Here is a 19,355-nt window from a genome sequence, read left to right on the forward strand (position 1 = left end):
GGATGCCGGGACATGCCACTGCTGCGGGATTACATCGCCGAGCACGAGCGCGCAGTCGACCACGGCCGGGAAGCGGTGCGCGCACTGGACCGCGGTGAGCTGGAGGTGGCCCGCCGGCGGCTGGGGGACATGTTCGAGGAGCTGCGCTCGCACTGGCAGGGCGAGGAGAACGGGCTGTTCGCGGTGATGCACGGCGATGAGCTCTACGCCGAGCACATCGATCCGTTGGTCGTCGAACACCGCGAGCTGGCCGCGTTCCTCGAGGTCGTCGACCTGGCCGATCCAGAGCACCAGGCTCGGGTGCGCAACGAGATCGAAGAGCTCTACCTGCACATCGCCAAAGAAGAGGACGGCTTGTTTCCGGCCGCGCTCACCGCGCTCGACGGACCCGACTGGGACGCCGCGATGGCCGGGTGGCGCGAGGCACACCCGGGTCGCGAAATGATCCAGGGTCAGGGCTAACTGAGCAGTCCTCGTGCCACGTGGGTGATCTGAACCTCGTTGCTGCCGGCATAGATCATCAACGACTTGGCGTCGCGGGCCAACTGCTCCACCCGGTACTCGGTCATGTACCCGTTGCCGCCGAACAGCTGCACGGCCTCCATCGCGACATCTGTCGCGGCCTGCGAGCAGTACCACTTGATGGCCGATGCCTCGGCGAGGGAGATCGGGGAGCCCTTCTCAGCGGATTCGATGACGCGGAACAGCATGTTGCGCACGTTCATCCGGGCCACTTCCATGTTGGCCAGTTTGAGCTGGATCAGCTGGAACTGGCTGATCTCCTGACCCCACAGGGTGCGGGTCTTGGCGTAGTCGACGCTCAACCGCAGGCATTCCTCGATCACGCCCAGTGCCATCGCGGCCACCCCGATGCGTTCGGCCGAGAAGTTCGACCGCGCGCTTGCCCGGCCCTCGTCGGTGCCATCCTCGGAGCCTTCGGTCTCGCCGAGCAGCCGGTCACGTCCCAGCCGGACGTTGTTGAAGAACAGCTCGCCGGTGCGCGAGGAGTGAATGCCCATCTTGCGGAACGGCTTCGACTGCACGAAGCCTTCCATGCCGCGGTCGAGGACGAAGGTCAGTACCTTGCGGTTGCGCTTGTCCGACCCATCTCGTTCATCCAGCTTGGCGTAGACGACGACGACGTCGGCGTCGGGCCCGTTGGTGATGAAGGTCTTCTGGCCGTTGAGGATGTAATCGTCCCCATCGCGGGTGACATAGGACTTCATACCGCCGAAGGCGTCTGAGCCTGAATCGGGTTCGGTGATCGCCCAGGCGCCGATCTTCTCGTAGGTCACGAGGCCGGGGAGCCAGCGCTCCTGCTGGGCCAGCGTGCCGCGGCTCTGGATGGTCGACACGGTCAAGCCGAGGCTGACCCCGAGCCCGGTGACCAGGCCCATCGATACCCGGCACAGTTCGCTGATCAGGACGAATCCCATGCCCGGGGACCCGCTGCCACCGAACATTCCGCCCCGCGCGCCGGACGGCTTCGCGTCACCGCTGCGCAGCTTCTCCAGCCGTTTGTCCAGCGATTCCTTGGACATCGCGTCAATACCGAACGTGGCGAACAGCTTTCGCACGATCGGGTAGGGCTCCATATCGCCGCTCTCGAGCTCGTCGAGGTGCGGGCGGATCTCCTTGTCCACGAACTCACGAACCGCGTCGCGCACGGCGATGTCTACATCAGACCAATCCAGCATCCCGACAGCTTAGACAGGTGTCAAAAGTCAGGCCGCGGGGCGGCGGGCAGGGCGCCGCAGCGCCGGTAGTGAGAACGTGGTGTGCACCAGGGCGCCGGCCCGGTCGAGCAGGGTCTTGTTGCGCGGCAGGTAATGCATCGGCAGGCCCCTGCGGTCGCGGGGCGGCGCCATGAAGCCCGGCGCTTCCACCAGGGGACCGTCCGACGGTAGCTTCCCGGCCGCGCGGCGGTAGGCCGACAGGGCGCGTGGGTGCAGCCTGATCTCGTCGGGCACCGCGACGAACGCCAACTCGACCATCTTGCCGAAGATCCGCAGCAGCACCTCGTCGCCGGGCGTCCAGCGCATCCCGGCCTTCTCCCGCACCGCCGGATCGAACAATCCGGCGGCGATCCAGCGCTGCGCTCCGACAAGTGGTTTGAAAAGTTGGTCCCAGACCGGTGTCGGCATCAGCACGAACCACGGCTTGGGGATCCGGATGGTGAAGATGTCGAGGGTGGCCCGGTTGATCTCGAGCTCGTCGCGGCACTTGGCGTCCCAGTACTCCTGGAACTCCTCCCAGCTGTTGGGGACCGGCCGCATGCTCATGCCGTACATCCGGTACCACTGCACGTGTTCGTCGAAGAGCTGCTGTTTCTCGGCTTCGGTGAGGCCGCCGCAGAAATACTCCGCGGTCTTGATGATCAACATGAAGAACGTCGCGTGCGCCCAGTAGAACGTCTCCGGGTTCAGTGCGTGGTAGCGCCGCCCTTGGTTGTCGACGCCCTTGATGGTGGTGTGGAACCCCTTGATCTGCGCGCCGGTGCCGGGCGCGCGGTCCCCGTCGTAGACCACTCCCATGATGGGGTACACCGACCGGGCCACCCGCTGTAGCGGTTCGCGCAGCAGGATCGAATGCTCCTCGACGCCGGCGCCGAGTTCCGGATACATGTTCTGGATCGCGCCGATCCAGACGCCCAGCATCCCGGTGCGCAGGTCGCCGAAGTACTTCCAGGTCAGCGAATCCGGGCCCAGTGGATCGTGTTCGCTGCCGGTGGTGGCTCGTGTGGTCATTGGTCCTCGTTGACTCGTCATGACGTGGATCACAGCTGTGGCCAACGATAGTAGTGACAACGTACGTTGTCTACGTTGACGCGGCGCGTCGCGGCGCACTGTTATTCGGCGGCTACCGTGGCGCCACGGCGCTGTGACCAGCCCGGTTCGCCGGCGTAGGGGAAATGTGGGCAAACCCGCTCGTAGCGCGATTGCCGCCCGGTCCGCGGGCCACTTACTCTTGCGCTGTGGATGGCGAGCCGTTCGATGACCCGTCCGGCGGAGTCGGAGATATCGAGCAGGCGCCCCAACAGCGTCCGGCGCAGAGACCCGGATTGCCGGGCCCGTTCGGGTGGCTGCAGAGCGCCAACCGCAGCCCCGCCGTCGTCGACCTGGTCCGGCGGGTACGTCGGTCGTTGCCCGGGGATCCGGATTTCGGCGACCGCCTGTCGGCCTCGGGCGAGGGCGGACCCCGCGCGGCCGCACGGGTAGCCGATCGCCTGCTCGACCGTGACGCCGCCTCGCGCGAGGTGAGCCTGGGCGCATTGCAGGTATGGCAGGCGCTCACCGAACGTGTCTCGGGGACTCCCGCCAATCCCGAAGTGACGCTGGTGTTCACCGATCTGGTGGGTTTCTCGTCGTGGTCGCTGCGTTCAGGGGATGACGCCACACTGCGATTGCTGCGCCGCGTCGCGCAAGTGATCGAGCCGCCCGTGCTGGAAGCCGGCGGTCACATCGTCAAACGCATGGGCGACGGCATGATGGCGGTGTTCTCCGACCCGGGTACCGCCCTGCGCGCGATGCTTGTTGCGCTCGACGGGGTGAAGGGCATCGACATGGACGGTTACGCGCCGCGCATGCGGGTCGGTATCCACACGGGGCGCCCGCAGCGCATCGGATCGGACTGGCTCGGCGTGGACGTCAACGTCACCGCCCGGGTGATGGAACGGGCCAACAGCGGCGGCCTCGTGGTGTCCCACACCACGCTGGAGGGCATCTCCGAGGAGGAGTTGGCGGAAATCGGCGTCACCGTGAAACGTCAACGTCGACAGATGTTCTCGAACAAGCCCGAAGGTGTGCCCGACGACCTGCTGATGTACCGGGTGAAAACCTCCGGGCAACCGCCCGCTCAGTGACCGCCGGACAGGTCCGACCGAACCAAAACCGCAGCGTCAGGGCCAGATGCCGATCACATATGATCAGCACTTGCGTCACACCGGTGCCGCAGACATCAAGGAGGCTGTCGCCGAGTGGGTGACGAAAAGGATTTGTCCGCCGCCGCGCTCGATGACGCGGTGAAAGCGGCCCGGCACGCATTCGATCAAGCCGGTGACCTGGACGCGCTCGCACGCGCCAAGACCGAGCACCTCGGTGACCGTGCCCCGATCGCTCTGGCCCGGCAGTCGTTGGCGACGCTGCCCAAGGCAGACCGCGCCGATGCCGGCAAACGCGTCAACATCGCCCGGGGTGAGGCCCAGCGCGCCTACGACGAGCGTCTGGTCGCGCTGCGTGCCGAACGCGACGCCGCGGTACTGGTCGCCGAACGCATCGATGTGACGCTGCCGTCGACGCGCCAGCCGGTGGGAGCCCGGCACCCGATCACGATCCTGGCCGAGAACGTCGCCGACACCTTTGTGGCGATGGGGTGGGAACTGGCCGAGGGGCCCGAGGTCGAGACCGAGCAGTTCAACTTCGACGCACTGAACTTCCCGCCGGATCACCCGGCCCGTAGTGAGCAGGACACCTTCCAGATCGCCCCTCAGGCTTCCCCCGTCGCTTCGCTCGCCCCTGAAGGCTCGCGACAGGTGCTGCGGACGCACACATCACCCGTGCAGATCCGGGCACTGCTGGAGCGCGAGCTTCCCGTCTACATCATCTCGATCGGCCGGACCTTCCGGACCGATGAACTGGATTCCACCCACACACCGGTGTTCCACCAGGTGGAAGGGCTGGCCGTGGACAAGGGCCTGACCATGGCTCACCTGCGCGGCACGTTGGACGCGTTCGCGCGGGCCCAGTTCGGGCCTGAGGGGCGCACCCGGTTCCGGCCACACTTCTTCCCGTTCACCGAGCCTTCGGCCGAGGTGGACATCTGGTTCCCCGGTAAGAAGGGGGGCCCCGGCTGGGTCGAGTGGGGCGGCTGCGGGATGGTCAACCCAAACGTGTTGCGCGCCTGCGGTATCGACCCCGACGTTTACTCCGGATTTGCCTTCGGCATGGGATTGGAGCGAACCCTGCAGTTCCGCAACGGAATTCCCGACATGCGTGACATGGTCGAGGGCGATGTCCGCTTCTCGCTGCCGTTCGGGGTCGGTGCCTGATGCGGATTCCTTTCAGCTGGTTGCGTGAGGCAGTGCGCGCCGGTGCCCCGGATTGGGACGCATCGGTCGAGGAGCTTGAGCAGACGTTCATCCGGATCGGCCACGAGGTCGAGGAGATCATCCCGATCGGCCCCGTCAGTGGTCCGCTGACCATCGGCCGCGTGGCCGAGATCGAGGAACTCACCGAGTTCAAGAAGCCGATCCGGGCCTGCAAGGTGGACGTCGGTGTCCAGAATGTGGACGGTGAGCCGCGCGACATCGTTTGCGGCGCGACGAATTTCGCCGTGGGCGACCTGGTGGTGGTAGCCCTGCCGGGAACCGTCCTGCCCGGGGACTTCACCATCGCCACACGCAAGACCTACGGCCGGGTTTCCGACGGCATGATCTGCTCGGCATCGGAGATGAACCTGGGTGTCGATCAGGCGGGCATCCTGGTGCTGCCCGAGGGCACCGCCGCACCCGGTACCCCGGCCGCCGAGGTCCTGGGTCTGGACGACGTGGTGTTCCATCTGGCGATCACGCCGGACCGCGGCTACTGCCTATCGGTGCGCGGCCTGGCCCGCGAGATCGCCTGTGCGCACGATCTGAACTTCGTCGACCTCGCCGACGTGCCGCCGCTGCCCGCCGAGGGGGAGGCCTGGCCACTGACCGTCGAGCCCGGAACCGGGGTGCAGCGCTTCGGTTTACGCCCGGTCACCGGCATCGACCCGGCAGCGGTGTCGCCGTGGTGGCTGCAGCGGAGGTTGATGCTCAGCGGCATCCGGGCGATCTCGCCCGCCGTGGACGTCACCAACTACGTCATGCTCGAACTCGGTCATCCGATGCATGCTCACGACAGCAGTCTCATCACCGGCGGTTTCTCGGTGCGCTTCGCCCGTGACGGCGAAAAGGTCGTCACCCTCGACGATGTCGAGCGGACCTTGAACTCGGCCGACGTGCTGATCGTCGACGACGTCGCGACCGCGGCGATCGGCGGAGTGATGGGTGCGGGCACCACCGAGGTGCGTGGTACCACCACCGATGTACTGCTGGAGGCGGCGGTCTGGGATCCGGCTGCGGTGTCGCGCACGCAGCGTCGCCTGCACCTGGCCAGCGAGGCCGGCCGTCGCTACGAGCGCTCGGTCGACCCCGCCATTTCCGTTGCGGCCCTGGACCGTTGCGCGACCCTGCTGGCCGAGATCGCCGGCGGTGCCGTGGAGCCGAAGCTGACAGACTGGCGCGTGGACGGACGCACCGACTGGTCGCAACCGGCCGTCGAGATCCCGGCCGACCTGCCCGACCGGACTGCGGGCGTCGAATATGCCGCAGGCACCACGGCGCGCCGGCTGACCCAGATCGGCGCCTCGGTTGTTGAAGCCGCGGGTTCCGACGTCCTCACCGTCACCCCGCCCAGCTGGCGGCCCGACATGCGTCAGCGTGCCGACCTGGTCGAGGAGGTGCTGCGGCTGGAGGGGCTGGAGTCCATCCCGTCGGTGCTGCCGACCGCGCCGGCCGGGCGTGGTCTGACCGCGGGTCAGAAGCGGCACCGGGCGATCGGGAAGTCGTTGGCGCTGGCCGGTTTCGTCGAGGTCCTGCCGTCGCCGTTCCTGCCTGCCGGGGTGTTCGACGCGTGGGGCCTTGCTGCCGACGATCCGCGGCGCAACGCCACGAAGGTGCTCAATCCGCTGGAGGCCGACCGGCCGCAGCTGGCCACCACGTTGCTACCGGGACTCCTTGAGGCGTTGGGTCGCAACGTCTCCCGTGGTGCTGCCGATGTCGCGCTGTTCGCGATTCAGCAGGTGGTGCATCCCACCGAGCAGACCCGGTCCGTCGAGCGGATCCCGAACGACCGCAGGCCCACCGATGAGGAGATCGCCGGGCTGGACGCCTCGCTGCCGCGCCAGCCGCAACACGTCGCGGCGGTGCTGACCGGACTGCGTGAACCTGCCGGCCCGTGGGGCCCCGGACGTCCGGTGGAAGCCGCTGACGCGTTCGAGGCGGTACGGGTGATCGGCCGGGCGGCCGGGGTGGAGTTCACCCTGCGCGCCGCGCAGGAGTTGCCGTGGCATCCGGGCCGCTGTGCCGAGGTACTCGTCGGTGACACCTCCGTCGGCTATGCGGGACAGCTGCATCCAGCGGTCGTCGAGCGCACCGGCCTGCCCAAGGGGACCTGCGCTGTCGAACTGGACCTCGATGCCGTACCGATCATCGAAGCGTTGCCGGCGCCGTCGGTATCTCCCTTCCCGGCGGTATTCCAGGACATCAGCGTGGTGGTGGACGCTGAGGTCGCGTCGGCTGCAGTTGTTGATGCCGTCCGGGACGGGGCCGGCGAGCTGCTGGAGGACGTCAGGCTGTTCGACGTCTACACCGGACCGCAGATCGGGGAGGGGCGCAAGTCGCTGACCCTGGCGCTGCGGTTCCGGGCTGCCGATCGCACCCTCACCGAGGACGAGGCCAGCGCCGCCCGTGACGCCGCGGTGGCCGTGGCCGGTGAGCGGGTCGGAGCCGTGCTGCGCGGCTGATCTCTCCTCACGGGCGTAATGAGGGGACCCCGGCGCCGCGCAGGTGGGGAAGCGCGGCCGCCTCGCGTCCGGTGGCGAGCAGGAGCAGCGCCGATACCGGTCCCTCGATGAGCGGACCTTCGCCGGCTGCCCAGGCGGTATCGACCGCGCGTAACTGGTACGGGGCGAGCTTCGTCGCCGCATGGAACGGAAACCGCGGGTGCCAGATGTGTTCGAGCGCCAGCTGTGCCGCCTCGACGGGCATTTCGTGACGAAGGCCCAGGGGAACCGCGATGTCTTGTCCGTGTACCAGCAGATCCATCAGCCGATCGGTCGGCGTGGTGCCGACTGCGGTGAATCGGGACCCGATGGTGCCCCGGATTTCGCCGAGCAGCTCGCGGTCACCGGTTCTCGCGGCGTGGCGGACGGCGGTATCGCACACCATGCGGTCGAGATTGCCGCGTGCGCGCATCAGATTGACCAGAATTCGACCGACATGGGCATGGTTCGAGAGCGCCACGTGGGCCACGACGTCTCGGACCTGCCAGCTGTCACACAGGCTGGCGTGGCGCCATTGCGATGCGTTGAGCTGTTCGAGTAATTGCAGCAGGCTGCGTCTTTCGGTGTCGGCGGCGTGCCAGACGTCCTCGGTGTTCATGCGGATTACGCTAGAAACTCCAGTCAGGGGGAGGTTCAAGAGATTGTGACGCACAGCACAACTATCGGTGAGCTGTCACGGCTCACCGATGTGCCGGTGCGGACCATTCGGTACTACTGCGACGAAGGTCTGCTGGCGCCTCGACGCAGTTCCGGCGGACACCGGGTATTCGATGCCACCGCAGTCGAGTCGTTGCGGCTCGTCCGTCGGCTCCGAGCGGTCGGTCTCGGCCTGAGCGCCATCAGCGACATTCTGGCGGGCCGGACGTCGATCGGTGAGGCCGTGGCGGCCGAACAACGAGCCATCGAGGCGGAGTTGACCGGTCTGAAGGGTCGCCGGGCAGCGTTGGAGGGACTGGTCACCGCACAGGAGGGACGTCGCGGGCACGATGTTCTCGTCGGGTTCTGGCGGCGGTTGTTCGCGGGGGCGACGTCGATGACGATGTTCGACGAGTTCGTCGAGATGACGGTGCCGCAACCGCCCGGCGAGGCGAGCGCGGCCCGCGTCGTCGCGTACGCAGAACTTGTTGCGCTCGCCCGCCGGGCGGAGTTCGGAACGGTCATGGCCAAGCAGCTGTGGCGGTTCGAGCCGGCGGGCATCAGCGATCGTGGTGGCCTCGTCACCGGTGTCGCCGAGGCGTGTGACATGGCTCTGCCGCTCGTCTGCGCCGGTCAGCCACCTTCGGACGGACCTGCCGTCGACCGATTCGTCGATGCGCACGCCCGGGCCCGCCGGGTTTCCGACACGCCGCGCTTTCGGCGGATGCTCACCGCGAATGCCGGCGCCGACACCGATCCGGACGTCCGCCGGTACTGGAGCCTGTTCAGTGAAATCGCGGGGGAGGCCACTACTGTGGGATCCACTCAGCGCTGGCTCTACGACGCGCTCTGCATCGCCGCCGCCTAGCCGGTTAATGAGTTTGCATCTGCATGCATAACAATGCAGAATTGCCGCATGACTTCGATAGCGGTGGCCGGCGCGAGCGGGTACGCCGGGGGAGAGATCCTGCGATTGCTGCTCGGGCATCCGGCCTACGCTGACGGCCGGTTGACCATCGGGGCATTGACCGCGGCCTCCAGCGCGGGCACCAGTATGGCCGAGCATCACCCGCATCTGTTGCCGCTGGCCTCGCGCATCCTGGAAGCCACCGATGCCGAGGTTCTGGCCGGCCACGACGTGGTGTTCCTGGGCCTGCCGCACGGTCATTCCGCGGCGCTCGCCGAGCAGCTCGGCCCGGACACCCTGATCATCGACTGCGGTGCCGACTTCCGGCTCACCGACGCCGCCGACTGGGAGAAGTTCTACGGTTCGGCGCACGCCGGCAGCTGGCCCTACGGGCTGCCCGAACTGCCGGGTGCCCGGGACCGGCTCAAGGGCGCCAAGCGCATCGCGGTGCCGGGCTGCTATCCGACCGCGGCACTGCTGGCGCTGCTGCCCGCCGTCGGCGGCGACCTCGTCGAACCGGCCGTCACCGTGGTCGCCGTCAGCGGCACCTCGGGTGCGGGCAAGTCCGCCAAGGTGGACCTGCTGGGCTCGGAGGTGATCGGCTCGGCACGCGCCTACAACATCGCCGGCAAGCACCGGCACACCCCGGAGATCGCCCAGGGGCTGCGTGCGGTGACCGACAAGGACGTCACCGTCTCCTTCACCCCGGTGCTGATCCCGACCTCCCGGGGAATCCTGGCCACCTGCACCGCCCGCACCGAGGCATCCAACGACGAGATCCGGGCTGCCTACGAAAAGGCTTACGACGCAGAGCCGTTCATCCACCTGCTGCCCGAGGGGCAGCTACCCAAGACCGGGTCGGTGATCGGCAGCAATGCCGCGCAGATCGCGGTCGCAGTGGACACCGAAGCGAAGACCATGGTCGCCATCGCCGCCATCGACAACCTCACCAAGGGCACGGGCGGCGCCGCGGTGCAGTCGATGAACCTGGCGCTCGGCTGGCCGGAAACCGAAGGACTGTCGATCGTGGGAGTGGCACCGTGACCGAGGAAACCAAGCTGGTCCGCACGCAGGGCGTCACCGCCCCCGCGGGCTTCCGGGCGGCCGGGATCGCCGCCGGGATCAAGGCTTCCGGCGCGCCGGACCTGGCCCTGGTGTTCAACGAGGGGCCCGACTACGCCGCCGCGGGTGTGTTCACCCGCAACAAGATCAAGGCTGCCCCGGTGCAATGGTCACAGCAGGTGCTGACCACCGGCCGGCTGCGCGCGGTGGTCCTGAACTCGGGTGGCGCCAACGCCTGCACCGGTCCGCTGGGCTTCCAGGACACCCATGCCACCGCCGAGGCCGTCGCTTCCGCGCTGAGCGACTGGGGTACCGAGACCGGTGCCATCGAAGTTGCGGTGTGCTCGACGGGCTTGATCGGTGACCGGTTGCCGATGGACAAGGTGCTGGCCGGGGTCACCGAGATCGTCCACGAGATCGCCGGTGGTCTGACGGGCGGCGACGACGCGGCACGGGCCATCATGACCACCGACACAGTGCCGAAACAGGTTGCGCTGCACCATTCGGTGGAGTCGGGGGAGAACTGGACCCTGGGCGGGATGGCCAAGGGCGCCGGGATGCTGGCGCCGTCGCTGGCGACCATGCTGGTGGTGTTGACCACCGATGCGGTCGTTGACGCCGCAGCCCTGGACGTCGCGCTGAAGCGGGCCGCGGCACTGACCTTCGACCGGCTCGACGTCGACGGCAGCTGCTCGACCAACGACACCGTGCTGCTGCTCGCGTCGGGCGCCAGCGAGATCGCCCCGAGTCAGGACGACCTCAACGAGGCTGTGCTGCGGGTCTGCGACGACTTGTGCGCGCAACTGCAGGCCGACGCCGAAGGCGTCACCAAGCGCGTCGTCATCACCGTCACCGGCGCCGGCAGCGAGGACGACGCACTGGTCGCGGCGCGCGTCATCGCCCGCGACAGCCTGGTCAAGACCGCGCTGTTCGGCTCCGACCCCAACTGGGGCCGGGTGCTGGCCGCGGTCGGCATCGCGCCGGTGAAGCTCGATCCGGAGCGGATCAGCGTGTCGTTCAACGGTTCTCCGGTCTGCATCGACGGGGCCGGCGCCCCGGGTGCGCGCGATGTCGACCTGTCCGGCGAGGACATCGCCGTGGTGGTCGATCTGGGCGCGGGAGACCACAGTGCTTCCATCCGGACCACCGACCTGTCGCACGCCTACGTCGAAGAGAACTCGGCCTACAGCTCATGAGCCAGGCCATCGAGCGCGGCGTCAGGGCCCAGGTGCTCGCCTCGGCGCTGCCGTGGCTCAAGCAACTGCACGGCAAGATCGTCGTCGTCAAGTACGGCGGTAACGCGATGACCGACGACATCCTGAAGGCGGCCTTCGCCGCCGACATGGTGTTTCTGCGCAATTGCGGTATCCACCCGGTGGTGGTACACGGGGGCGGGCCGCAGATCAGTGCGATGCTCAAGAAGCTCGGCATCCCAGGCGATTTCAAGGGCGGCTTCCGGGTGACCACGCCCGAGGTCCTCGATGTGGCGCGGATGGTGTTGTTCGGTCAGGTGGGTCGGGAGCTGGTCAACCTGATCAACGCTCACGGCCCGTACGCAGTGGGCCTCACCGGTGAGGACGCGCATCTGTTCACCGCGGTACGGCGCAGCGTCACCGTCGACGGGGTGGCCACCGATATCGGGCTGGTCGGCGACGTCGAACACGTCAACGCCGGATCGCTGTTGGATCTCATTGCCGCGGGCCGGATTCCGGTGGTTTCCACCATCGGGCCGGATGTCGACGGCGTGGTGCACAACATCAACGCCGACACCGCGGCCGCGGCCCTGGCCGAGGCGCTGGGCGCCGAGAAGCTGGTCATGCTCACCGATGTGGAGGGGCTCTACACCGATTGGCCGGACCGCTCCTCGCTGGTCAGCGAGATCGACACCGGGGCGCTGACGCAGCTGCTCCCCAAGCTCGAATCGGGGATGGTGCCCAAGATCGAGGCCTGCCTGCGGGCGGTGGCCGGCGGGGTGCCGAGCGCGCATGTGATCGACGGCCGCGTCGAACACTGTGTGCTCGTTGAGCTTTTCACCGATGAAGGAACCGGAACCAAGGTGGTACCCGCATGAGCCTCCAGGACCGCTGGGAAGCGGTGATGATGAACAACTACGGCACCCCGCCGTTGGCGCTGGCCGGCGGTGACGGCGTCGTGGTCACCGATACCGACGGCAAGTCCTATCTGGACCTGCTCGGCGGGATCGCGGTCAACCTCCTCGGGCACCGTCACCCCGCGGTCATCGAGGCTGTCACCGCCCAGCTCAACACGCTGGGCCACACGTCCAACCTCTATGCCACCGAGCCGGGCATCGCGCTGGCCGAGGCCCTGGTCGGGCACCTCGGCACCCAGGCGAGGGTGTTCTTCTGCAACTCGGGTACCGAGGCCAATGAGGTGGCCTTCAAGATCACCCGACTGACCGGCAAGACGAATATCGTTGCCGCCCAAGGCGCCTTCCACGGCCGCACGATGGGTTCGCTGGCCCTGACCGGCCAGCCCGCCAAGCAGGCACCTTTCGAACCGCTGCCGGGCAACATCACCCACGTGCCCTACGGCGACGTCGAAGCCCTTGCGGCCGCGGTCGATTCACATACCGCCGCGGTGTTCCTGGAACCGATCATGGGGGAGGGCGGCGTCGTCGTCCCGCCGGCCGGATACCTGGCTGCTGCCCGGGACATCACCACAAGGAACGGTGCGCTGCTGGTCCTCGACGAGGTACAGACCGGAGTCGGGCGGACCGGCGTCTTCTACGCCCATCTGCACGACGGCATCACCCCCGACATCGTGACGCTGGCCAAGGGCCTGGGCGGCGGGCTGCCGATCGGGGCCTGCCTGGCCATCGGGCCGGCCGGTGATCTGCTCACCCCGGGCCTGCACGGCAGCACCTTCGGCGGCAACCCGGTGTGCACTGCAGCTGCGCTGGGCGTGCTCAAGGCGCTGAGTGATGGGGACCTGATCGCCCGGGCCGGGGTACTCGGCAAGACCCTGAGCCACGGCATCGAGGAGCTGGGCCATCCGCTGGTGGACCACGTGCGCGGCAAGGGCCTGCTGCAGGGGGTGGTGCTGACCGCCCCCAGCGCCAAGGCGGTCGAGGCCGCGGCCCGCGACGCGGGCTTCCTGGTCAACGCCGCTGCTGCGGACGTGATCCGGCTGGCGCCGCCGCTGATCATCACCGAACCGCAGATCGAGACGTTCCTGTCCGCTCTGCCCACCGTTCTCGACACCGCTGTGGAGGCTGAATCATGATCCGGCATTTCCTGCGTGACGACGATCTGTCGCCCGATGAGCAGGCCGAGGTGCTCGCGCTGGCCGCCGAGCTGAAGAAGGCACCGTTCTCGCGGCGCCCGCTCGAAGGCCCGCGCGGGGTCGCCGTCATCTTCGAGAAGAACTCGACGCGCACCCGGTTCTCGTTCGAGATGGGCATCGCCCAGCTCGGCGGGCATGCCGTGGTGGTCGACGGACGCAGCACCCAGTTGGGCCGCGAGGAAACCCTCGAGGACACCGGGGCGGTCCTGTCCCGTTACGTCGACGCGATCGTGTGGCGCACCTTCGCCCAGGAGCGGCTGACCGCCATGGCCAGTGGCGCCTCCGTCCCGATTGTCAATGCGCTGTCCGACGAATTCCACCCCTGCCAGGTGCTGGCCGACCTGCAGACACTGGCCGAGCGCCGGGGCGGGGTGGAGGGCCTCAAAGGTTTGCGAATGACCTACCTGGGCGACGGCGCCAACAACATGGCGCACTCACTGATGCTGGGCGGCGTCACCGCGGGTATCCACGTCACCATCGCCGCACCTGCCGGTTTCGAACCTGACCCGCAGTTCGTCGATGCCGCCAAGCGCCGTGCCAGTGAGACCGGGGCGACCGTCACCCTCACCGATGACGCACATGCCGGGGTCGACGGGGTCGACGTGCTCGTCACCGATACCTGGACGTCGATGGGTCAGGAGAACGACGGGCTCGACCGGGTGCGGCCGTTCCGCCCGTTCCAGGTCAACGCCGACCTCCTCAAGCGTGCCGACCCGGAAGCCATTGTGCTGCACTGTCTTCCGGCGCATCGCGGTCACGAGATCACCGATGAGGTGATCGACGGGCCGCAGAGCGCGGTGTTCGACGAGGCCGAGAACCGGCTGCACGCCCAGAAGGCCATGCTGGTGTGGCTCCTGGAGCGATCCTGACGTGAGCGCACCGACCCGTGCCGGCCGCCAGGCCCGCATCATCACGCTCCTGTCGTCCAGGCAGGTGAGTAGCCAGACCGAACTGGCCGCCCTGCTGGGCCAGGAGGGCATCGAGGTCACCCAGGCCACGCTGTCGCGGGACCTGGAGGAACTCGGCGCGGTGAAACTGCGTGGCGCCGACGGCGGCGTCGGTGTGTACGTCGTACCCGAGGACGGCAGCCCGGTGCGGGGTGTGTCCGGTGGTACCGAGCGGTTGACCCGCTTGCTGGGGGACTTGCTGGTGTCGACAGACGCCAGCGCTAACCTTGCCGTGCTGCGCACCCCGCCAGGGGCAGCGCACTACCTGGCCAGCGCGATCGACCGTGCTGCCCTGCCGTATGTGGTCGGCACCATCGCCGGTGACGACACCATCCTGATGGTGGCGCGCGACCCGATGACCGGGGCAGAGCTCGCCGGCATCATCGAGAACTTGAAATAAAGCCCAAAACAAGGAGATTGCTCATGTCCGAACGCGTCATCCTGGCGTACTCCGGAGGTCTGGACACCTCGGTCGCGATCAGCTGGATCGGCAAGGAGACCGGCAAAGAGGTCGTCGCCGTCGCCATCGACCTCGGCCAGGGCGGCGAGGACATGGAGGTCATACGCCAGCGTGCCCTGGACTGCGGTGCGGTCGAGGCCGTCGTGGTCGACGCCCGTGACGAGTTCGCCGACGAATACTGCCTGCCGACCATCAAGGCGAATGCGCTCTACATGGATCGCTACCCGCTGGTGTCGGCCATCAGCCGCCCGCTGATCGTGAAGCACCTGGTCGACGCGGCTCGTAGCCACGGCGGCACCGTCGTCGCGCACGGCTGCACCGGCAAGGGCAACGATCAGGTGCGCTTCGAGGTCGGCTTCGCCTCCCTGGCCCCCGAACTCGACGTCATCGCACCGGTTCGCGACTACGCCTGGACCCGTGAGAAGGCCATCGCGTTCGCCGAGGAGAACGCCATCCCGATCAACGTCACCAAGCGGTCACCGTTCTCGATCGATCAGAACGTGTGGGGCCGTGCGGTGGAGACGGGGTTCCTCGAGGACCTGTGGAACGCGCCGACCAAGGACGTCTACGACTACACCCAGGATCCGACGGTCAACTTCAACGCCCCCGACGAGCTGATCATCAGTTTCGACAAGGGTCGCCCGGTCGCGATCGACGGTCGTCCGCTCAGCGTGCTGGAGATCATCCAGGAGCTCAACACCCGGGCCGGTGCGCAGGGCGTGGGCCGGCTCGACGTGGTCGAGGACCGGCTGGTCGGCATCAAGAGCCGCGAGATCTACGAGGCGCCGGGTGCGATGGTGCTGATCACCGCGCACACCGAACTGGAGCATGTGACGCTGGAGCGTGAGCTGGGCCGGTACAAGCGCGGCGTGGACCAGAAGTGGGGCGAGCTCACCTACGACGGCCTGTGGTTCAGCCCGCTCAAGCGGTCCCTGGAGGCGTTCGTCGAGCACACGCAGGAGCATGTCTCCGGTGACATCCGACTGGTTCTGCACGCCGGGAGCGTCATCGTCAACGGCCGGCGTTCCGGGGAGTCTCTGTACGACTTCAACCTGGCCACCTACGACGAGGGCGACAGCTTCGACCAGAGCGCGGCCAAGGGCTTCGTGCTGCTGCACGGTCTGAGCTCCAAGATCTCGGCCAAGCGCGACCTGGGTCTGTAAGCAGCAAGCACCGCCGAGCAGTGAGGGTGACATGAGCACCAACGACGGAACCACCAACGAGGGATCGCTGTGGGGCGGCCGGTTCGCCGATGGCCCTTCGGCTGCCCTTGCCGCACTGAGCAAGTCGACCCACTTCGACTGGGTGCTGGCGCCGTACGACGTCACCGCGTCCAAGGCCCATGCCCGCGTTCTGCACCGGGCGGGCCTGCTCACCGATGAGCAGCGCGACGGTCTGCTGGCCGGGCTGGACAGCCTCGGAGAAGACGTCGCCGACGGCAGTTTCGAGCCGCTGGTCACTGACGAAGACGTGCACGGCGCGCTTGAGCGCGGGCTGATCGACCGGGTCGGACCGGATCTGGGTGGCCGGCTGCGCGCCGGACGCTCCCGTAACGACCAGGTGGCCACACTGTTCCGGATGTGGCTGCGCGACGCTGTCCGCCGCGTGGCCGACGGCGTGCTCGAGGTGGTCAACGCCCTGGCCACCCAGGCGGCGGCCCATCCGACGGCGATCATGCCCGGCAAGACGCATCTGCAGGCCGCCCAGCCGATCCTGCTCGCCCACCATCTGTTGGCCCACGCTCATCCGCTGCTGCGCAATGTCGACCGGCTCGCCGATTTCGATGACCGCACCGCGGTCTCGCCCTACGGCTCGGGGGCGTTGGCCGGCTCCTCTCTCGGACTGGATCCCGACGCGATCGCCGCGGATCTCGGATTCGCCTCGGCGGCAGACAATTCCGTCGACGCCACCGCGGCGCGCGATTTCGCCGCCGAGGCGGCGTTCGTCTTCGCCCAGATCGGCGTGGACCTGTCCCGGCTCGCTGAGGACATCATCCTCTGGAGCACAACCGAATTCGGCTACGTCACGTTGCACGATTCGTGGTCGACCGGCAGTTCGATCATGCCGCAGAAGAAGAATCCGGACATCGCTGAATTGGCCCGCGGTAAATCCGGACGGCTGATCGGCAACCTCACGGGCTTGCTGGCCACGCTCAAGGCCCAGCCCCTGGCCTACAACCGGGACCTGCAGGAGGACAAGGAACCGGTCTTCGACTCGGTGGCGCAGCTGGAGCTGTTGTTGCCTGCGATGGCCGGACTGGTCGCCACCCTGACCTTCGACGAGGACCGGATGGCCGCGCTGGCTCCCGCGGGCTATACGCTTGCCACCGATATCGCTGAATGGCTTGTGCGCCAAGGTGTTCCGTTCCGGGTCGCCCATGAGGCCGCGGGTGCCGCGGTGCAGGCGGCCGAGGGGCGCGGCGTCGGGCTCGACGAGCTGACCGACGACGAGTTCGCCGAGATCGACCCGGCACTCACCGCGCAGGTGCGCGAGGTGCTGACTGTCGAAGGTTCGGTGAACGCGCGCAGCGCCCGTGGCGGCACCGCACCGGTTCAGGTCGCCAAGCAGCTCGGCGTGGTCCGCAACACCGCTGAGGAGTTACGCATCCGGCTGCGCCGTTAGCCGATCTGCTCGCCGAGTTCGAACCAACGCTCCTCGACCTCGGTGACCTCGTCCTCCAGCGCGCGGATGGCGGCCACCTTGACCGCGAGCCCTTCGAAATCGGACTGGTCATGGTCCGCCATCGCCGTCCGGGACCGGTTGATCTGTTGCTGCAGTTTCTCCAGCCGGCGTTCCAGGGCGGACACCTCCTTCTGCGCTGCCCGCAGATCGGCGCCGGACAGCCCGTCGGGTGTAGTGCCGGCGGCCGGTGCCGGCGCGGCGCCGGTCGCCGATGCATGCGCGGCCCGCAATCGCAGGTACTCGTCCACCCCGCCCGGCAGATGCCGCAGATGCCCGCCGAGGATCCCGTACTGCTGGTCGGTGACCCGCTCCAGAAAATAGCGGTCGTGGCTCACCACGATCAGCGTGCCGGGCCACGAGTCGAGCAGATCCTCCATGGCGGAGAGCATGTCGGTGTCCAGGTCATTGGTCGGTTCGTCGAGGATCAGCACGTTGGGCTGTGCCAGCAGGATCAACAGCAGCTGCAGGCGGCGTTGCTGTCCGCCGGAGAGGTCCTTGACCGGTGTCGACAACTGGGCGTTGGAGAACCCGAGACGCTCCAGCAACTGCCCGGGCGTGAGTTCCTGAGCCTTCGACCCGGTACCGAACACATACGACGTGCGCAGGTTGGCGAGCACTGTCCGCACCGGGTCGCCGAGGTGAGGCTCAAGCTCGTCGACGGTCTGGGTGAGGGTCGCGACCTGCAGCGTCTTACCGTGTTTGACCCGGCCTGAGGTCGGCTGCACCGAACCGTCGATCAGACCGAGCAGCGTGGATTTTCCGGCGCCGTTGACGCCGAGGATCCCGGTGCGCTCACCCGGGGCGATTCGCCACTCGACCTGGTGCAGCACCTCGCGGTCGCCGTAGCTCACCGACACGTCCAGGAGGTCGACGACCTGCTTGCCGAGCCGTGACACCGCCAGGGACTGCAGTGCGACCTTGTCCCGGATCTCCGGCACATCGGCGATCAGCGCGTTGGCCGCGTCGATTCGGAACTTCGGCTTGGAGGTGCGGGCCGGAGCGCCGCGGCGCAGCCAGGCCAGTTCTTTGCGGGCCAGGTTCTGCCGCCGCGCCTCGATGGTGGCCGCCTGCCGGTCGCGTTCGACCCGCTGCAGGATGTATGCGGCGTAGCCGCCGTCGAACGGTTCGACGATGCGGTCGTGTACTTCCCAGGTGGCCGTACAGACCTCGTCGAGAAACCAGCGGTCGTGCGTCACCACCAGCAGCCCACCCGAGGATGCCGACCAGCGCTTCTTGAGATGCTCGGCGAGCCAGGTGATTGCCTCCACGTCGAGGTGGTTGGTCGGCTCGTCGAGGGCCAGCACGTCGTGATCGCCGGCGAGCAGCCCGGCCAGGGCGACCCGGCGCCGCTGTCCGCCCGAGAGGGTGCGGAGTTCGGCGTCCCAGGGCAGGTCGCCGAGCAGACCCGAGATGACGTCGCGCCCGCGCGGGTCACCGGCCCATTCGTGTTCGGGGACGTCACCCACCACGGCGTGCCCGACGGTGTCCGCGTCGTCGAGGGTGTCGGCCTGGTCGAGGACGCCCACCCGCACACCACCGCGGACGGTCACCCGGCCGGAATCGGGTTCGAGTCGGCCGGCCAGCATGGCCAGCAGGCTGGATTTTCCGTCGCCGTTTCGGCCCACGATGCCGATCCGGTCGCCTTCGCTGACGCCGACCGTGACGGAGTCGAACACCACGCCGGTGGGGTACTCCAGATGCAGGGCTTCGCCCCCGAGCAGGTGTGCCATCGCCGCCGACCCTATCGTTCGGCGCCTCCGTCACCGGCACC

General features: G+C 67.9%; 17 protein-coding genes. 13 read left to right on the forward strand and 4 right to left on the reverse strand.

All coding sequences use genetic code 11. The annotated features are described in order from the left end of the window. Positions 1-12 precede the first annotated feature (12 nt). Positions 13-462 carry a hemerythrin domain-containing protein gene (locus ACZY08_RS22850; protein ID WP_463746882.1) on the forward strand — a complete coding sequence of 150 codons (450 nt, stop codon included), beginning with the start codon at positions 13-15 and terminating at the stop codon, positions 460-462. Here the strand turns inward: ACZY08_RS22850 and ACZY08_RS22855 are convergent. After that, a complete protein-coding gene (locus ACZY08_RS22855; protein WP_463746883.1) occupies positions 459-1,697 on the reverse strand; it encodes an acyl-CoA dehydrogenase family protein in 1,239 nt (412 codons plus the stop codon). The two genes, ACZY08_RS22850 and ACZY08_RS22855, sit on opposite strands and share 4 nt — an antisense overlap. A 27-nt stretch (positions 1,698-1,724) precedes the next feature. Further along, positions 1,725-2,747 (reverse strand): oxygenase MpaB family protein, encoded by a 1,023-nt coding sequence (locus tag ACZY08_RS22860; RefSeq protein WP_463746884.1) that lies wholly within the window; start codon positions 2,745-2,747, stop codon positions 1,725-1,727. Positions 2,748-2,974: 227 nt separating this feature from the next. On the opposite strand from ACZY08_RS22860, the gene ACZY08_RS22865 reads away from it, so the two are divergent. From ACZY08_RS22865 to pheT, 3 genes are all read left to right on the forward strand, one after another. After that, positions 2,975-3,862, forward strand: coding sequence for an adenylate/guanylate cyclase domain-containing protein (locus ACZY08_RS22865; RefSeq protein ID WP_463746885.1), 888 nt, complete (start codon positions 2,975-2,977; stop codon positions 3,860-3,862). A gap of 114 nt (positions 3,863-3,976) precedes the next feature. Then, positions 3,977-5,047 carry a phenylalanine--tRNA ligase subunit alpha gene (pheS, locus tag ACZY08_RS22870; RefSeq protein WP_463746886.1) on the forward strand — a complete coding sequence of 357 codons (1,071 nt, stop codon included), beginning with the start codon at positions 3,977-3,979 and terminating at the stop codon, positions 5,045-5,047. Then, positions 5,047-7,548: a phenylalanine--tRNA ligase subunit beta gene (gene pheT, locus ACZY08_RS22875; protein ID WP_463746887.1), complete on the forward strand. Its 2,502-nt coding sequence runs from the start codon at positions 5,047-5,049 to the stop codon at positions 7,546-7,548. Before pheS ends, pheT begins: the two co-directional genes overlap by 1 nt. A 7-nt stretch (positions 7,549-7,555) precedes the next feature. On the opposite strand, the gene ACZY08_RS22880 is transcribed toward pheT, so the two are convergent. After that, positions 7,556-8,185 carry a maleylpyruvate isomerase family mycothiol-dependent enzyme gene (locus tag ACZY08_RS22880; RefSeq protein ID WP_463746888.1) on the reverse strand — a complete coding sequence of 210 codons (630 nt, stop codon included), beginning with the start codon at positions 8,183-8,185 and terminating at the stop codon, positions 7,556-7,558. Between the two features lie 45 nt (positions 8,186-8,230). Between ACZY08_RS22880 and ACZY08_RS22885 the strand changes: the two genes are divergently transcribed. The 9 genes from ACZY08_RS22885 to argH are packed head-to-tail and all read left to right on the forward strand — an operon-like array spanning position 8,231 to position 17,524. After that, positions 8,231-9,091, forward strand: coding sequence for a MerR family transcriptional regulator (locus ACZY08_RS22885; RefSeq protein ID WP_463746889.1), 861 nt, complete (start codon positions 8,231-8,233; stop codon positions 9,089-9,091). A gap of 48 nt (positions 9,092-9,139) precedes the next feature. Next, on the forward strand, positions 9,140-10,174 hold the full coding sequence (gene argC / locus ACZY08_RS22890; protein ID WP_463746890.1) for an N-acetyl-gamma-glutamyl-phosphate reductase: 1,035 nt from the start codon (positions 9,140-9,142) through the stop codon (positions 10,172-10,174). Then, entirely contained in the window at positions 10,171-11,388 is a 1,218-nt protein-coding gene (gene argJ, locus ACZY08_RS22895; RefSeq protein ID WP_463746891.1) for a bifunctional glutamate N-acetyltransferase/amino-acid acetyltransferase ArgJ, read from the forward strand. Before argC ends, argJ begins: the two co-directional genes overlap by 4 nt. Further along, positions 11,385-12,263 carry an acetylglutamate kinase gene (gene argB / locus ACZY08_RS22900; RefSeq protein WP_463746892.1) on the forward strand — a complete coding sequence of 293 codons (879 nt, stop codon included), beginning with the start codon at positions 11,385-11,387 and terminating at the stop codon, positions 12,261-12,263. The genes argJ and argB overlap by 4 nt, the downstream gene beginning before the upstream one ends. Further along, positions 12,260-13,435 (forward strand): acetylornithine transaminase, encoded by a 1,176-nt coding sequence (locus ACZY08_RS22905; protein ID WP_463746893.1) that lies wholly within the window; start codon positions 12,260-12,262, stop codon positions 13,433-13,435. The genes argB and ACZY08_RS22905 overlap by 4 nt, the downstream gene beginning before the upstream one ends. Further along, complete coding sequence (argF, locus tag ACZY08_RS22910) at positions 13,432-14,364, forward strand: ornithine carbamoyltransferase (protein WP_463746894.1); 933 nt, start codon at positions 13,432-13,434, stop codon at positions 14,362-14,364. Before ACZY08_RS22905 ends, argF begins: the two co-directional genes overlap by 4 nt. 1 nt (position 14,365) lies before the next feature. Continuing rightward, positions 14,366-14,842: an arginine repressor gene (locus ACZY08_RS22915; RefSeq protein WP_463746895.1), complete on the forward strand. Its 477-nt coding sequence runs from the start codon at positions 14,366-14,368 to the stop codon at positions 14,840-14,842. Between the two features lie 23 nt (positions 14,843-14,865). After that, the gene (locus tag ACZY08_RS22920) at positions 14,866-16,065 is read left to right on the forward strand and encodes an argininosuccinate synthase (protein WP_463746896.1); all 1,200 of its coding nucleotides are present in this window, start codon (positions 14,866-14,868) and stop codon (positions 16,063-16,065) included. A 31-nt stretch (positions 16,066-16,096) separates the two neighbouring features. Next, positions 16,097-17,524, forward strand: a complete 1,428-nt coding sequence (gene argH, locus ACZY08_RS22925; protein ID WP_463746897.1) for an argininosuccinate lyase — start codon at positions 16,097-16,099, stop codon at positions 17,522-17,524. Here argH and ACZY08_RS22930 read toward each other — a convergent pair. Then, a complete protein-coding gene (locus ACZY08_RS22930; protein ID WP_463746898.1) occupies positions 17,521-19,314 on the reverse strand; it encodes an ABC-F family ATP-binding cassette domain-containing protein in 1,794 nt (597 codons plus the stop codon). The two genes, argH and ACZY08_RS22930, sit on opposite strands and share 4 nt — an antisense overlap. Positions 19,315-19,355 lie beyond the last annotated feature (41 nt).

This window comes from Mycobacterium sp. IDUB_9 (assembly GCF_055419505.1).